14 protein-coding genes are annotated in these 16,172 nt (G+C 64.1%); 6 read left to right on the forward strand and 8 right to left on the reverse strand.

Features of this window, described 5'->3' with window-relative positions:
- Window positions 1–7: 7 nt before the first annotated feature.
- The 6 genes from NLM33_RS09780 (at window position 8) to NLM33_RS09805 (ending at window position 5,983) form a co-directional block, all read left to right on the forward strand.
- The gene (locus NLM33_RS09780; RefSeq protein WP_254095862.1) at window positions 8–1,366 is read left to right on the forward strand and encodes a formimidoylglutamate deiminase; all 1,359 of its coding nucleotides are present in this window, start codon (window positions 8–10) and stop codon (window positions 1,364–1,366) included.
- A complete protein-coding gene (gene hutC / locus NLM33_RS09785; protein ID WP_254095863.1) occupies window positions 1,363–2,094 on the forward strand; it encodes a histidine utilization repressor in 732 nt (243 codons plus the stop codon). Before NLM33_RS09780 ends, hutC begins: the two co-directional genes overlap by 4 nt.
- A gap of 85 nt (window positions 2,095–2,179) precedes the next feature.
- Window positions 2,180–3,124, forward strand: a complete 945-nt coding sequence (locus NLM33_RS09790; RefSeq protein ID WP_254095864.1) for an ABC transporter substrate-binding protein — start codon at window positions 2,180–2,182, stop codon at window positions 3,122–3,124.
- Between the two features lie 81 nt (window positions 3,125–3,205).
- Window positions 3,206–3,979 carry an ABC transporter permease gene (locus tag NLM33_RS09795; RefSeq protein WP_027525944.1) on the forward strand — a complete coding sequence of 258 codons (774 nt, stop codon included), beginning with the start codon at window positions 3,206–3,208 and terminating at the stop codon, window positions 3,977–3,979.
- On the forward strand, window positions 3,976–4,761 hold the full coding sequence (locus NLM33_RS09800) for an ABC transporter ATP-binding protein (RefSeq protein WP_254095865.1): 786 nt from the start codon (window positions 3,976–3,978) through the stop codon (window positions 4,759–4,761). Before NLM33_RS09795 ends, NLM33_RS09800 begins: the two co-directional genes overlap by 4 nt.
- Entirely contained in the window at window positions 4,754–5,983 is a 1,230-nt protein-coding gene (locus tag NLM33_RS09805; RefSeq protein ID WP_254095866.1) for a Zn-dependent hydrolase, read from the forward strand. The genes NLM33_RS09800 and NLM33_RS09805 overlap by 8 nt, the downstream gene beginning before the upstream one ends.
- 61 nt (window positions 5,984–6,044) lie before the next feature.
- Here the strand turns inward: NLM33_RS09805 and NLM33_RS09810 are convergent, their stop codons facing one another.
- From NLM33_RS09810 to NLM33_RS09845, 8 genes are all read right to left on the reverse strand, one after another.
- Window positions 6,045–7,706 carry a GMC family oxidoreductase gene (locus tag NLM33_RS09810; RefSeq protein ID WP_254095867.1) on the reverse strand — a complete coding sequence of 554 codons (1,662 nt, stop codon included), beginning with the start codon at window positions 7,704–7,706 and terminating at the stop codon, window positions 6,045–6,047.
- Window positions 7,703–9,220: a GMC oxidoreductase gene (locus NLM33_RS09815; protein WP_254095868.1), complete on the reverse strand. Its 1,518-nt coding sequence runs from the start codon at window positions 9,218–9,220 to the stop codon at window positions 7,703–7,705. Before NLM33_RS09815 ends, NLM33_RS09810 begins: the two co-directional genes overlap by 4 nt.
- A 20-nt stretch (window positions 9,221–9,240) precedes the next feature.
- Window positions 9,241–10,353 carry an ABC transporter ATP-binding protein gene (locus NLM33_RS09820; protein ID WP_254095869.1) on the reverse strand — a complete coding sequence of 371 codons (1,113 nt, stop codon included), beginning with the start codon at window positions 10,351–10,353 and terminating at the stop codon, window positions 9,241–9,243.
- A gap of 4 nt (window positions 10,354–10,357) precedes the next feature.
- Entirely contained in the window at window positions 10,358–11,305 is a 948-nt protein-coding gene (locus NLM33_RS09825; protein WP_254095870.1) for a carbohydrate ABC transporter permease, read from the reverse strand.
- Window positions 11,302–12,249, reverse strand: a complete 948-nt coding sequence (locus NLM33_RS09830; protein WP_254105711.1) for a carbohydrate ABC transporter permease — start codon at window positions 12,247–12,249, stop codon at window positions 11,302–11,304. Before NLM33_RS09830 ends, NLM33_RS09825 begins: the two co-directional genes overlap by 4 nt.
- 145 nt (window positions 12,250–12,394) lie before the next feature.
- Window positions 12,395–13,660: an ABC transporter substrate-binding protein gene (locus NLM33_RS09835; protein WP_254095871.1), complete on the reverse strand. Its 1,266-nt coding sequence runs from the start codon at window positions 13,658–13,660 to the stop codon at window positions 12,395–12,397.
- Window positions 13,661–13,810: 150 nt separating this feature from the next.
- Window positions 13,811–14,584: an enoyl-CoA hydratase/isomerase family protein gene (locus tag NLM33_RS09840; protein ID WP_254095872.1), complete on the reverse strand. Its 774-nt coding sequence runs from the start codon at window positions 14,582–14,584 to the stop codon at window positions 13,811–13,813.
- On the reverse strand, window positions 14,581–16,170 hold the full coding sequence (locus tag NLM33_RS09845; protein WP_254095873.1) for an acyl CoA:acetate/3-ketoacid CoA transferase: 1,590 nt from the start codon (window positions 16,168–16,170) through the stop codon (window positions 14,581–14,583). The genes NLM33_RS09840 and NLM33_RS09845 overlap by 4 nt, the downstream gene beginning before the upstream one ends.
- Window positions 16,171–16,172: the final 2 nt, after the last annotated feature.

Raw genomic sequence — 16,172 nt, forward strand, 5'->3', positions numbered from 1 at the left:
AGGAAACATGACACGACTGCATTTCGCATCCGCGCTGCTGCCCTCGGGCTGGGCCGACGACGTGCAGGTCGTCGTCACCGACGGCGCCATCGCCGAGGTGACAGCCGGCGTCGCGCCGGCAGCCGGAGCCGAGCGCCATCAACTCGCCGTTCCCGGACTAGCGAGCCTGCACAGCCACGCGTTCCAGCGCGGCATGGCGGGGCTCGCCGAGACGCGCGGCAACACCGCCGATACGTTCTGGACCTGGCGCGAGACGATGTACCGCTTCGCGCTCACGATGACGCCCGACGACGTCGAGAACGTCGCCACCCTGCTCTATGTCGAAATGCTCGAGCATGGTTTTACCCGCGTCGGCGAGTTTCATTATCTGCATCACGATCATGACGGCGCGCCCTACGCCAACCCGGCGGAGATGGCGACGCGCATCGCGCAGGCCGCCGAGACGTCAGGCATCGGTCTCACCCTGCTGCCGAGCTTTTATGCCCACGGCACGTTCGGCGGCGACGCGCCGCATGCCGGCCAGCGCCGTTTCATCTGCTCGGTCGATCAGTTTGCAAAATTGCTTGCCGCCTCGCGCGAGGCCGTCGGCAGGTTGCCCGGCGCCAATATCGGCATCGCGCCGCACAGCCTGCGCGCCGTGACGCCGGACGAGCTGGCAGCGATCGTGCCGCTTGCGGACGGCGGTCCGGTTCATATCCACGCTGCGGAACAGATCCGGGAAGTCGAGGATTCCCTCGCCTGGTCCGGCAAGCGCCCGGTGGAATGGCTGCTCGAACAAGCGCCCGTCGATCAGCGCTGGTGCCTCATTCACGCGACCCATACGACGCCGACGGAAGTCGCTTCGCTTGCGAAGACGGGCGCAGTCGCGGGCCTCTGCCCCGTCACCGAAGCAAGCCTCGGCGACGGCATTTTTCCGGCCCGCGAATTCCTCGATGCCGGCGGCCGGTTCGGCGTCGGCACCGACTCCAATGTGCTGGTCGGCATTGCCGACGAGTTGCGGCAACTCGAATATGGCCAGCGGCTCAAGCACCGCGAGCGCAACGTGCTGTCGAACGCGCCCGGCGCATCGACCGGACGCGCCCTGCTCGACGGCGCATTGGCCGGTGGCGGCCAGGCACTCGCGCAAGCCGTCGTGGGACTGAAAGTCGGCGCGCGCGCCGACATCGTCACCCTCGACACGACCCATCCTTCGCTCGCCGGGCGCCGTGCTGACGCCGTCCTCGACGGCTGGATCTTTGCGACCGGCGCAGGCGCGGTCGATTGTGTTTGGGCCGGCGGCAGGAAGGCCGTCGAAGGCGGGCAACATGTGCTTCGCCGCTCGGCGCGGGAACGCTTCAACACGGCGGTGCGGAGGCTCATCGCATGAGCCTCGCCACCGACAAGCTCGACGACAAGCCGACGCTTTACAAGCAGATCAGACGCGACATCGAGACCAGGATCCTGACCGGCGAGTGGCCACCCGGTCATCGCATCCCGTTCGAGCATCAATTGATGGCGCGCTATCGCTGCTCGCGCATGACGGTGAACAAGGCGCTGTCGGAGCTCGCACAGGCCGACCTGATCGAGCGGCGGCGACGCGCCGGCACGTTCGTTCGCCGTCCGCAGCATCTGTCCGCGGTGCTCAAGATCGCCGACATTCGCGCGGAAATCACCGCACTTGGCCGCGGCTATGGTTATCAGCTGGTCCAATGCACGCGCCGCACCGCAAGTGCTGCCGATCGCGCCCGCCTCGGGGTGCGGAAGACGGGCAAGGTGATCGCGATCACCTGCCGCCACAGCGCCGACAACGTGCCGTTCGCGCTCGAGGACAGGCTGATCGATCTCGAAGCCGTGCCGGAAGCAGCACACGCCGACTTTGCGGCCGAGCCGCCCGGCTCGTGGCTGCTTCATCATGTCCCATGGACGGAAGCCGAGCACACGATCAGCGCCGTCGTTGCGGATGATCGCACCGCGGAGGCGCTCGGCATCGCGGTCGGCGCGCCCTGCCTCGTCATCGACCGCTACACCTGGCGCAGCGCGCGGACGCTGACCGCGGTGCGGTTGCTCTATCCCGGTGACTCCCACCGTCTCGTCGCCCGCTTCAAGGGAGGTTGAGCAGCGATGTCGCAAGCGGCACAATTCATGCAACGTGATGTGATCAACCAGGTTCAGTACATCGATCGGCAAGAGGACAACAATCATGCGTAATACAAAAGCATTCGCAGCCATCATTGCTCTCGTAGTAGCGACGCCGGCGCTCGCCGATGACGTCAAGGTCGGCGTCGGCATCTCCGGGTGGACCGGCTTTGCGCCGCTGACGCTCGCCAAGGAGGCCGGCATCTTCAAGAAGAATGGCCTCGATGTGACGATCAAGAAGATCCCGCAGAAGGACCGCCATCTGGCCATTGCCTCCGGCGACGTCCAGTGCGCGGCGACAACCGTCGAGACCTGGATCTCGTGGAACGCCAACGGCGTTGCGACCAAGCAGATCTTCCAGCTCGACAAGAGCTACGGGGCCGATGGCATGGCCGTCCGCAACGATCTCCCCGCGATCAAGGACCTGAAGGGCAAGACGGTCGCCGCCTCCGCGCCGGGCACCTCGCCCTATTTCGCGCTCGCATGGATGCTCAAGAAGAATGGCCTGTCGGTGAAGGACGTCACGGTCGTGAACCTCGAGCCGGCCGCCGCCGCGCAGGCCTTCGTCTCCGGCCAGAACGATGCCGCGATGACCTATGAGCCCTACCTCTCGACGGTGCGCGCCGCGCCCGACAAGGGCAAGATCATCGCCACCACGCTCGACTATCCGATGGTGATGGACACGTTCGGCTGCACGCCGAAATTCCTGGGCGAGAATCCCAAGGCCGCCCAGGCGCTGGCCGACAGCTATTTCGAGGCGCTCGACATGATCGCGAAGGATCAGGCCAAGGCCTATGAGATCATGGGCGCCGACGTGAAACAGACCGGCGAGCAGTTTGGCAACTCGGCGAAGTACCTGCGCTGGCAGGACAAGGCCGCGAACCAGAAGTTCTTCGGCGGCGAGTTCCTGGCCTTCAATAAGGACGCCGCGGATCTGCTGCTCGAGATCGGCATCATCAAGGCCGCACCGAAGGTCGACGATCTCTTCGACGCGAGCTTCATCAAGTAAACACCGCCAGCACCAAGCCGGTTCGCTTCGCGCGGAGCGAACCGGTGCAGGATCTCGCCCCGTCTGGAAACCACGCCCGTGATGCGTCCGCTCGATCCCGTGACTGCGAAGCAACGTACGGCTTACGGCCTCGCGTTCTTCGTGCTCTTCGTTGCCTTGTGGTCCTGGGCGACCTTCGGGGGCCATGTATCGAAGACCTTCCTCGCGAACCCGCTGACCATGGTGCAGGAAGGCTTTGAGCTCCTGACCCGGCACGGCTTCCTGTTCGATATCGGCATGACGGTCTGGCGCGTGGTCGGCGGCTTTGCGCTTGCCGCCGTCATTGCCGTGCCGCTCGGCGTGCTGATGGGCGCCTACAAGCCGATCGAAGCTTTCCTTGAGCCATTCGTGTCCTTCGCGCGATATCTGCCGGCCTCCGCCTTCATCCCGCTTCTGATCTTGTGGGCCGGTATCGGCGAATTGCAAAAGCTGCTCGTCATCTTCATCGGCTCGGTGTTTCAGGTCATCCTGATGGTGGCCGTGACCGTCGGCGCCACACGGCGCGACCTGGTCGAGGCGGCCTATACGTTAGGGGCCAGCGATCGCGGCATCATCCGCCGGGTGCTGCTGCCCTCCTCCGCGCCCGAGATCGCCGAAATCCTGCGGCTGGTGCTAGGCTGGGCGTGGACCTACGTCATCGTCGCTGAGCTGATCGGCTCATCGTCAGGCATCGGTCATATGATCACCGACAGCCAGGCCCTGCTCAACACCGGGCAGATCATCTTCGGCATCATCGTCATCGGCTTGATCGGCCTCGTCTCCGACTTCCTGTTCAAGGCGTTCAATGCGTGGCTGTTTCCGTGGAAGCTCGCATGACCAAGCTCAGGATCGATCAGGTTTCACGAACCTTTCCCGCGCGGGCGGGCCACGCCCCGACAAAGGCGATCGAGCCGACCAGCCTGGACGTCGGCGACAACGACTTCGTCACCATCCTCGGTCCGTCCGGCTGCGGCAAATCCACCCTGCTCCGCATCGTCGCCGGTCTCGACCGGCCGACCAGCGGCCGCGTTCTGCTCGACGGGCGCGAGGTAAGCGGTCCCGGCGCGGATCGCGGCATGGTGTTTCAGTCCTACACGCTGTTCCCCTGGCTCACCGTGCGGGAGAACATCGCCTTCGGCCTGCGCGAGCGTGGCATTTCGCAAAGCGAACGCGGCAAGATTGCTGATGCCTTCATCCGCCAGGTGGGGCTGTCCGGCTTTGAAAATCACTGGCCGAAGCAATTGTCGGGCGGCATGCAGCAGCGCACCGCGATCGCACGCGCGCTCGCCAACGATCCAAAGATCCTGCTGCTCGACGAGCCCTTCGGCGCGCTCGACAACCAGACCCGCGCGCTGATGCAGGAGATGCTGCTCGGGATCTGGGAGCGCGACCAGAAGACCGTGCTGTTCGTGACGCACGACATCGAGGAAGCGATCTTCCTCGGCAGCCGGGTCATCGTTATGAGCGCACGACCCGGCCGCATCAAGGCCGAGATTGCAGTCGACCTGCCGCATCCGCGCTCGTACAAGATCAAGACCACGCCGGAGTTCGTCCGTCTCAAGGAGCGCCTCGTCGAGGAGATCCGCACCGAGGCGTTGAAGGTTGCCGAACATGCCTGATCGTTCCGTCGCCAACGGCGAGCGCGTGCTCGCCGACCTCAGTGCGCTCCGCGCCATCGGCGCCTACAAGACCGGCGTGCACAAGCCGACCTTCTCCGAGCCGCATCGCGACTCGCTCGCATGGCTTGTCGAAAAGCTTCCCGAAGCGGGACTCACCGGTACGATCGATGGCATCGGCAACATCCTCGGCACGAGCACGCGTACGGGACCGAAACTGCTGGCCGGATCGCATCTCGAAAGCCAGAACTATGCCGGCTGGCTCGATGGTCCGCTTGGGGTCGTCTATGCGCTCGAGGCTGCCCGTGTCATCAACTCCGATCCGTCGCTGCGCGGCGCCGTCGAAGTCGCGGCATGGTGCGACGAGGAAGGGCATTTCGGTCACTTCCTCGGCTCGCGGTCCTATGTCGGCGGCGTGAGCGAAGCCGACATCGATGCAGCGCGCGACCGCACCACCGGGCAGAGCATGCGCGAGGCGCTATCCGATGCAGGCCTTGCCGGCCTGGCGCGTTTCACGGCTGAACCGAGACGCCACATCGGATATCTGGAGGCCCATATCGAGCAAGGCAACGCGCTCGAGACGGGCGGCCTCGCGATCGGCGTGGTCGCCTCCATCGTGGGGATCTGGCAATACCGCATCAATTTCGTCGGCGAGCAGAACCACGCGGGCACGACCCGCATGGCCGCGCGCAAGGATGCGGGCCTGGCCCTGGCCAAATTCTGCGTGGCGATCGATGCGCGTTTTCCGGCCGTGGCCGGGCCGCGCACGGTCTGGACAACGGGCCGTATCACGCTCGATCCGGGGGCGCCGAGCATCATTCCGGGCGGCGCAGAGATGCTGTTCCAGATCCGCGACGACGATCCGGCCGTGATCGCGCGGCTGGAGGAGCTGCTGCGGACGATGATCGATGAGACCAACTTGAGCGGTCCCTGTCAGGTGACCCTGGAACGGCTACGCACTGGCGTCCCCGCCAAAATGCATCCGCCCTTCCAGGAGGCCATTGAAGCTGCGAGCAAGGCCTTTGCGAACGGACGCTGCGTCCGCATGCCCAGCGGCGCCGGCCACGACGCCCAGGTTCTCGCCACGATCATGCCGGCCGCGATGCTGTTCGTGCCCTCGATCGGCGGCGTCAGCCATCACTGGACCGAGAACACGGCTGACGCTGATATCGTCACCGGCGCCCAGGTGTTTGTCGACGCCTGCCGGCGCATTCTTGCGGAATGAGCGCGATCCCCTTCGGGGTAAACTGACGCTCTGTTGCCCAACACGCATCAGCTAGAACTTCTCATCTTGCAGGGCAACTGAGCGGACCTTTCAACACGTTACGCTCCGTGTTCGCCGGCGTAGAAAGCGTCGTCTTTCCGAGAATCAGATCTGCCGCCTTCTCCGCGATCATGATGGTGGGTGCGTTCGTGTTCGATGACGTGATGCGCGGCATCACCGAGGCGTCGCAAATCCGCAGGCCATCGAGCCCTCGAAGTCTCAGCGACGGATCGACCACCGCCAGCTGGTCGGTGCCCATCCGGCAGGTGCCTACAGGGTGATGATCGGTCTTGCAGGTCCGATACGCATAGTCGACGAGAGCGGCTTCGCTTGTGGCCGCAACACCTGGCATCCGCTCGACCATGACGAACGGCTCGAGCGCGGGTTGCCGGAGAATTTCACGGGCCATCTTCAGCCCCTCGATCGCGGCCGAGCGATCACGGGCATCAGACCAGTAATTTGGATCAATCATGGGCATCGCGGACGGATCGCCGCTTGCGAGCCGCACGGTGCCACGCGAGCGGGGCCGCAGGAATGCCGAATTGAGCGTGACGCCTGCATGCTCAAGCTTCTCCACGCCCGCTTCGATTCCTGAGCCGAGCCCGAGATGGAACTGCACGTCCGGCCATTCCAGCGTTTTTGCCGCCGGGTCGGCGTACCAGAAGCCCCCGGTCTCAAACAGGGTGGACGCGACCGGCCCGCGCTTGAACAGCAGATATTCCAGCCCCGCCCAGATCGTGCGGTGCAGCTTCACATAGCTGTCGTAGGTGAAGTCGCCCTTGCACTCCGCAATCGCATAGAGGTCGAGGTGGTCCTGAAGATTCTCGCCAACACCAGGCAAATCGTGGATCGGCTCAACACCGACTGAATTCAGATGGTCGGCCGGACCGATCCCCGATAGCAGCAGAAGACGAGGCGATCCGATCGCGCCGGACGCAAGGACGACCTCCCGCTCGGCCCGAACGACCTCCCGCTGCCCTCCGCGCACCGACTCGATTCCCACTGCACGCCCATTTTCGACCACGATCCGCGTGCTGTAGGCGCCGGTCAGGACGGTGAGATTCGGTCGGCCACGGATCGGCTTCAGATAGGCGGTGGCGGTCGAGCACCGCCGCGCATCTCGCACCGTCACCTGGTAGTGGCCGACGCCCTCCTGCCGCGCACCGTTGAAATCGGGATTGTAGGGCATTCCATATTCCTGCCCGGCTCGCAGAAAAGCTTCGCCGATCGGCAGCGGGTTGACGGGCATCGAGACGCCCAGGGGACCACCGCGCGCATGGTAGGCGTCGACGAAGCGCTGGTTGTCCTCGGCGCGCTTGAAATAGGGCAAGACATCCGCGTAGCTCCAACCTATCGCGCCATCCGCGGCCCAGCCGTCATAGTCGTGGACATTTCCGCGGGTGTAGACCTGCGCGTTGATGCTGGAGCCGCCGCCGAGCACCTTCGCCTGGGTATAGCGCAGCACCCGCCCGCCAAGGTGGCGCTGGGGCACCGTCGAGTATCCCCAGGAGGCGATGCCCTTGGTCATCTTGGCGAACCCCGCCGGCATGCTGAACAGCGGGTTGTTGTCGCGGCCGCCTGCCTCGATCAGGAGCACCCTGGTCGACGCATCGACGCTCAGGCGGTTCGCGAGCACACAGCCGGCGGAGCCGGCGCCGACGATGATGTAATCGTAAACCGTCATCTCATGTCCCCATGAGTTCGAAGATCGGTCCTCGCAACATGATCCGCGACGCGCAACGCCTGGGCGGCGATCGTCAGTGACGGGTTCACCGCTGCCGAGGTCGGCAGGAACGACGCATCGACAACGAACAGATTGGGGTGATCAACGGCGCGGCAAAACGGATCGAGCGGTGATGTCGCGGGATCGAGACCGATGCGCACCGTCCCGCACTGATGCGAGGGCGTGCGTCGGTCGAACGCCTTTGACAGTACGATCGGATAACCCGCAGCACGCAGCCGTTCCTTCAATGCCGCCACCAGCGCCAGATGGGTCGTCCAGTTCGAACGCTGCCAGTCGAGCCGGATACTGGCACCATCGACCGTCACACGGCTCTCGGCGCTCGGTAGATCCTCGCTCATCGCGTACCAGTCGACCGCATGCCGGCTCATCAGCCCAAGCGCCAATTCCGGCGCGAGCGGCAAGTTGGCCTTCAGAATCGGCGCGGTGACACGTCCAAGCAACTGAATGTTGCCGAGTGGCGGTCCGCCGCGTCCATCATCGAGATAGAAATCATTGATGCCGATCGTCTTCTGGTAGATCGAGTCGTTCACGACGCGCGGATCGATCGCCAGCACGGCCGAGGAATTGTGGTTCATGAAGTAGCGGCCGACCGCATCGGATCGGTTCGCGATGCCGTCCCGTGACGAGCGCAGAAGCAGCGCGGCCGAATTGACGGCGCCCGCCGCGAGCACGACGACGCCGGCGCCGATCATGGTCCGCTCACCGGCCTGGATCACCTCGACGCCGGCGATGCGCTTGCCGTCCGGCTCGACGACAATCCGCTCGACCTTTGCACCTTCACGCAGTTCGACATTGCCGTGAGCGAGAGCACAGGCAAGCCCGCAGGATTCGGCATCCATCTTGCCGTGCCCGGCGTCCGGAAATGCATCCCAGGGCGTCTTGCCACGTTTGAGCCATGGCTCGATGTCGATGCCGAGCGGCAGTGAAAACGGATTGAGCCCGATTTTCTTGAGCCGCTGCCGTACCACGGCGATTGCCGGCTCATCCGGCACCGGGCCGAACGGATAGGGCGCGGAGTGAAAAGGTTCCGAGGAATCGTCCCCGAGCGCGCCGCGCACGTTATAGAGCTGCTCCGCACGACTGTACCACGGCTCCAGTTCGCCATAGCCGAACGGCCAGCCCGGCGTCGTTCCGTCGCGGTGCGCGATAGGCGCGAAGTCCTCCGCGCGATAGCGGATGAGCACTGCCCCGTAGAGCTTGGTATTGCCACCGACGTAATAGTAGTTGCCGGGGTTGAAGGCCTTCCCTGCCCCATCAAGCCAGGACTCCTGCGGCCGGAACACCCCACGCTGAAAGATCGCCCTCGCATCCCGCGCAGCCTCGCAGTCGCGCAAACGCTGGCCGCGCTCGAGGATCACGATCCTTGCGCCTGTAGGCGCCAGACCCGCGGCAAAGGTCGCACCGCCCATGCCCGATCCGATGACGAGGACATCGGCTGTCTCCGTGATCTTCATGCAGCTCTCGCAGCGCTCGATCAGAGGCGGCGCGTGGTCGCTGGGTCGAACAGCACCGCCTTGTCGAGATTGAACGCGAAGGTGTGCGGTTGTCCGAGCCGGACGTCGGCATCGGCTCGCATGCGGGCGGTCACCTCCTTGCCCGCGACCCGGATGACGACATAGGTATCCGATCCGGCAGGCTCGATGATCTCGACGCTCGCGTCGAACCTGACAACCGATCTGGCGTTGCGGTCCATGCTTTCGTCATCGTTCACGGCCTCGGGACGAATGCCGAAGATCACCTTGGCACCGTCCTTGAGCCCGGCAGCATCGGCACTCGCCGGCACCGGCAACATGATCGACGACCCATCCTTGCGCGCCAGCGCGATCCGCTGCTGGCCATCCGCCTGCATGACCGTGCCCTCGAGCAGGTTCATCGCCGGCGATCCCATGAAGTCCGCGACGAACATGTTGGCTGGACGATTATAGATCTCGCTCGGGCTTCCCACCTGCTGCAGTTCGCCATTCTTGAGCACGGCGATCTTCGTCGCCAGCGTCATGGCCTCGATCTGATCATGCGTGACGTAAACGATCGTCGTGCCGGTCGTCTGGTGCAGACGCTTGATCTCGACCCGCATGTCGACGCGCAGCTTGGCATCGAGGTTCGACAACGGCTCGTCGAACAGAAAGACACTGGGTCGTCGGACGAGCGCCCGTCCCATCGCGACCCGCTGTCTTTGTCCGCCGGAAAGCTGGCTCGGCCGGCGCGACAACAGATGTTCGATCTGCAAGGTCTTCGCGACCGAAGCGACCGCCTGGTCGCGCTCCGCTCTCGGAACACCGCGCATCTCCATGCCGAACCCGATGTTCTCGGCGACGGACATGTTCGGGTAGAGCGCATAGGACTGGAACACCATTGCGATGTCCCGCTTTGACGGGTGCAGATCATTGACGACGGCGCCGCCGATGCGGATCTCGCCCGAAGAGATCCCCTCCAGACCCGCAATAGTGTTGAGCAGGGTCGACTTACCGCAGCCCGACGGGCCGACCAGCACCAGAAAGCCGCCCTTCTCGAGCGTGATGTCGATCCCCTTCAGAACCTCGATCGTCCCGAAGCGTTTGCGAAGCGAGCTGATCTCGAGCGTGGCCATCTCTTCATCCCTTTACGGCGCCAGCCATCAGGCCGCGGACAAAATATCGACCGGCAATGACATAGACGAGCAGCGTCGGCGCGGCGGCAATGATCGCAGCCGCCATGTTGACGTTGTATTCGACCACACCCGTCGAGGTGTTGACGAGATTGTTGAGCGCGACCGTCATCGGCGCGGTATCGCCGGCCGCAAAGGTCGAGCCGAACAGGAAATCGTTCCAGATGTTGGTGAACTGATAGATCACGGTGACGATGATGATCGGCGTGGAGTTCGGCAGCAGGATCCGGCGGAAGATCTGGAAGAAGCTCGCACCGTCGATCATGGCGGCCTTGATGAGTTCGGACGGAAACGCCGCGTAATAGTTGCGGAAGAACAGGGTGGTGAATCCCAGGCCATAGATGACGTGCACGATCACCAGATTGACCGTCGCGTTGCCGAGACCGAACGACCAGCCGGTCAGGTCAGCGAGGTTGACTCCGATGCGGCCGAGCATACCGAGGATCACGGCCATCGGAATGATGACCGACTGGAAAGGGATGAAGCAGGCGAACAGCATCATCCCGAACACGAGCTTGTGGCCGGGAAAGCTCCACTTGGTCAGGACGTAGCCGTTCAATGCGCCGAGCAGCGTCGAGATCAGGACTGCCGGAACGACCATCTTCACCGAGTTGAAGAAATAGCCGCTGATCCCGCGTGTGTCCGACACGCCGATGCGTGCCTCGCCCCACGCCATGGACCAGGGCGCGAACGTCAAGTGCCGCGGGAGAGCGAACATGTTGCCGCCCGTGACCTCGTCCAGCGGCTTGAGCGACGTCATCACCATGACGACGAGCGGCACGAGATAGACGAGCGCAAAGAGAAACAGCAGGCCATAGATGACGATCCGTGTCGTCGGGGAATGGCCCGGACGGCGGCGCGGCGGCGCTGACGTGACCAGATCGGCGGCGCTCATCGGTTCTGCTCCCTGGTTTCCGAGTAGATGTAGGGAACCATGATCGCCGCGATCGTCATCAGCATGATCACCGCGCTGGCCGATCCGATCGCCATCTGGTTGCGGGTGAACGTATAGGAGTACATGAAGGTTGACGGCAGCTCCGCGGCCCCTCCGGGGTTCTTGCCGGTCACCGACAGCACGAGGTCGTAGGATTTGATCGCCATGTGGGCCAGCACGATCAGAGCCGAGAAGAAGACGGGGCGGATGATCGGAATGACGATGCGGCGATAGGTCTGGTAGGTCGAGGCACCGTCGATCTGCGCAGCCTTGAGGATTTCGCCGTCGACACCGCGCAGTCCCGCAAGAAACATCGCCATGACGAAACCCGAGCTCTGCCAGATGCCGGCGATCGCGACGCAATAGATCATCATCTTCGGATCGACCACCCAGTCGAAATGGAAGCTGGTCCATCCCCAATCGTGCAAGGCGTTTTCGAGTCCGATGCGCGGGTCCAGAAACAGCTTCCAGGCCGTGCCGGTGACGATGAACGACAGCGCCAAGGGATAGAGATAGATCGGCCGCAGAATGCCTTCGCCGCGAATCTTCTGATCGAGCAGGATCGCGAGCAGCAGGCCGAGGAACAGGCAGAAGAAGATGTAGAGGCCACCGAACAGACCCATGTTGACGAGGGCGGTGTACCAGTTCGACGGCGGATCGGTCTCGAAGGTCCAGTTCCACAGCCTCAAATAGTTGGTAAAGCCGATGAGGTTTGTGGTCGGAAACGCCTTCGAACTCGTGAACGACAGAAACAGGGTCCAGAGATTGAAGCCGTAGACGAAGACCAGCACGAGCAGGAATGACGGCGCCAGCACAAGCCTTGGCAGCCAGTCCTGGAACCACCCGCGCAGAGACGGGCCGAGCTTCCGCCGGGCCATTGCGGTTGCCGCCTCGCGTTCGGTCATCGCGGTCATGATGATCCTCCGAAAGCCACGCCCCGTCGCCGCGACGAGCCCTGGACGGCGACGCAGGCGTAGCGATGACTTCGATTCCGATGGCCTCTCCCGTTTACAGAGCAGCGCAAACGGGAGAGGAGCCTCCGAGCCACTACTACTTGGCGGCGTTGATTGATTTCACCAGCTCAGTCACGGCGATGTCCGACGTCTTGATCCCGCCATGCATGAACTTGGTCACGACGTCGTAGTACGCCGTGGCGATGGCCGGCGGCTGGGCGTAGTTCTGGGCGAGCGAGCCGAAGAACGTTCCCTTCGCGTTGGCCGTCTTGACGTCCGCGATGCCCTTCTTGCCGCAGATATCGAACGCCGCATCGGAGACGTCCAATCTCGCCGGAACCGAGCCCTTGATGACGTTGAACGCCGACTGGACTTCGGGGCTTATCGTCACCTCCGCGAGTGCAAGCTGCGCCGCCTGGCGATCCGCCGGGACTTTGAAGAAGGCGAACATGTCGGAGTTATAGAACACCGAGCCGTCCGTCCCCGGGAAGCGGTAGCAGAGGAAGTCCTTGCCGGCTTCCTTGTGGGCTGCTGCGAACTCGCCCTTGGCCCAGTCGCCCATCACCTGCACGAGCGCATCGCCCTTGATCACCATCGCAGTGGCGAGGTTCCAGTCGCGGCCGGTGTAGTTCGGGTCGACATAGTCGCGCAACTTGGCGAGGTTGTCGAACGCCTTCTTCATCGTGTCCGACTTGAGCGCGCCCTCGTCGAGATCCACGAACGCCTTCTTGTAGAACTCGGTGCCGCCGGTCGACGCGACGATCGAATCGAACATCGTCGCTTCCTGCCAGGGCTGGCCGCCAAGCGCGAGCGGAACGACCCCGGCTTTTTTCGCCTTGTCGAGCAGTGCAACGAATTCATCGAAGTTCTTCGGCTCCGTGCCGCCAATCTTCTCCATGACGGCCTTGTTGAGCCAGATCCAGTTGACGGAGTGGATGTTGACGGGAACGGCGCCCCATTTGCCGTTGGTCTTGGCAAACTTCTGCAGCGCTGCCGGGATGAGCTTGTCCCAGCCTTCCTTGTCGGCAAGATTAGAGATATCGGCAAGCGAACCTTGCTCGGCGTACTCCAGCGCGTAGTAGCCGAGGATCTGCGATGCCGTCGGCGGATTACCCGCGGCGACATTGGCCTTCAGCGTGGTCATTGCCGCACCACCGCCGCCGCCGGCGACCGGCACGTCCTTCCAGGCATATCCCTGCTTGGCGACGGCCTGCTTGATGACATCGAGCGCAGCCGCTTCGCCACCTGACGTCCACCAATGCAGCATCTGCACTTCCTTGACGTCCGCCGCGTGCGCCAGCGTCCCATAGCTGATGGTGACGGCAGTCAGAGCCGTCGAGATCAGAAATGCGCGGAACTTCATACGCGTGTCCCTTCCCTTTTTTGGTCGTTTCCTGCCGGAAGCGGTCCGGCACCGTTTCGAGAGGCCTGTTCGGCTCTTGAATTTCATTATCGTTGTCGTCCGCGGTTACCGCCGAACCCATTGGAGCGGCCCGCCTTCAAAGCTCCTTTCCTAGTGTCCAACAAAACGAGGGGCGCGCTTGCCCCTGAAGGCGGCAACGCCTTCGGCGAGATCGTCGGTCGTGGCGGTGAGCGCGCCAGCAAGCCCTTCGATGGGGGCGTCACTGTCCTCCCCTTCGGCCGCATTGATCATGGCCTTGACGATCTGCACGGCGAGCGGACCGCGCGCGGCAACGTCGGACGCCAGGCTTTCGGCGCGCATCAGCGCCTGGCCGCCATCGGTCACCTCGTCGACCAGCCCGAGTTCGCAGCCTTCTTCGGCGGTGAACAGACAGCCCGTGAGCGCCATGCGGCGCACCACGGAGGCGCCGAAGCGGCGAACCAGGCGCTGCGTTCCCGACCAGCCCGGCGCCATGCCCAGTCCCGTCTCCGGAAGTCCGAGCTTGATGCCACGTTCGGCGATACGTATGTCCGCCACCGCGGCGAGCTCCAGTCCGCCGCCGAAGGCGTGGCCGGTGAGCGCCGCTATGAGCGGCACGCGCAGGCGCGCCAGCGCCTCGAACGCGCGATGGCCCGCACGCGTCCAATCGCGCCACATGTCGAGCGCCGGCAAGCCGCCCCAGGCCGCAATATCGCCGCCGGCGCAAAATGCCTTGCCTTCGCCAAACAGGATCGCCACGCGGGTCTCGCGCGAGGCCTCGATGGCCCGCGCCGCCTCGCCAAGCGCCTCGACCATGTCGCGATCAAGCGCATTGAGCTTGTCGGGGCGCTTGAGGGCGAGCCGGGCGATCGATCCCTGGAAGGTCAATTCGACAAACGGGCTCAAGCTGCCCTCCGCAATTCGAGGCCAATCGGTTCGGGACGGAACAGCACGGCCGGCATCAACTTGAGATTGCCCGCCACTCGCAGTGGGAACTCCGATTGTGCAAGCACGTCGCGTTGCAAGTCAACACCGGGCGCAATCTCGACGACGGTGACGCCTTCCGGCTCGAGCCTCAAGACGCAACGTTCGGTGACGTAGACGATCTCCTGCCCCTGCGCGACCGCCCGCCTGCCCGAGAAGGACACCTGCTCGACCTCGTTGACGAGCTTCCTGACCTTCCCTTCCCTGGCAATCCGCAGTGAGCCATCGGCGATCTCCAGGCCCGCGCCCGCCGTGAAGTAGCCGGAGAACACGATGCGCTTGGCTCGCGCCGTGATGTCGACAAAGCCGCCGGCCCCGGCCGTCACATGGGGGCGGAGGCCGAGCTTCGAGACGTTGACCGAGCCCGAGCGGTCGATCTGCAGAAACGACAGCAGCGACATGTCGAAGCCACCGCCCTGGAAATAGGTGAATTGATGCGGCGATTGGACGATCGCCTCGGCATTGGACGCACAGCCGAACTGGAAATCGAGCAGCGGAACGCCGCCGATGGCGCCCTGCTCGATCACCCAGGTGACCGCACCGTGCCGGCCTTCCTCGATCAGAATACGCGGGACGTTGGCCGAAATGCCGAATCCGATGTTGACGGCGTCGCCGTCGCGAAGCTCCATCGCGACGCGACGCGCGATGGCTTTGCCGACGTCGAATTTCGGCATCTCGAACGAGGCGATTGGTCGAAAGATCTCGCCGGAAATCGCGGGCTCATAGGGTGTGTTTGTGGTCTGGAGCTGGTCCGGGGCCACGACGATGACGTCGACGAGCACGCCGGGCACGACGACGTCGTGAGGACGCAAGGTGCCGGCAGCCGCCAGGCGCTTGACCTGCGCGATCACGAGGCCGCCATTGTTGCGCACGCTCAGCGCCTGATCGAGCGGTCCGAGTATGCCGCCCTCGTGCTCATAGGAGAGGTTGCCGCGCTCGTCGGCGGTGGTGGCGCGAATGATCGCGACCTGCGGAACGATGCTTGGGAAGAACAACCAGTCCTCGCCGGCGAAGTTCACACGACTGACGATCGGCTCGGCGGCAGCCTTGGCGTTCATCGCGCAGCCTTCGCGCATCGGGTCGACGAAGGTGTCCATGCCGACCTTGGTCAGCACGCCCGGGCGCTTCGCGGCGGCTTCACGATGCAAGTCGAACAGGATTCCCGACGGCACATTGTAGGCGGGAATGGTGTCCCCCGAGATCATCTCCCAGATCGCAGGGGGAGCGGCCGAGGAAGGACCGGACGGATAAGAGCCGGCCAGGACCTTCCTGAGGCATCCAGGCTTTGCGATGTGATCGATGCCTTTGACGCCCCACATGTCGCCGGCAGCGATCGGATGCAGCGTCGTCAGGTTGCGCGGGTGGCCTTCCGCATCAAATCTTGCGCCGATGGCGGCGAGCACCGCATCCGGGCAGCCCAGCCCGGACGACGAGGAGACCGTCACGACGGCACCGTCGGGGATCAGATGCGCCGCCTCCGAAGCGGTCAAGACCTTCGTTCGTGCCATAT

This window comes from Bradyrhizobium sp. CCGUVB1N3, assembly GCF_024199925.1.
In the GTDB taxonomy this organism is placed as follows: Bacteria; Pseudomonadota; Alphaproteobacteria; order Rhizobiales; family Xanthobacteraceae; genus Bradyrhizobium.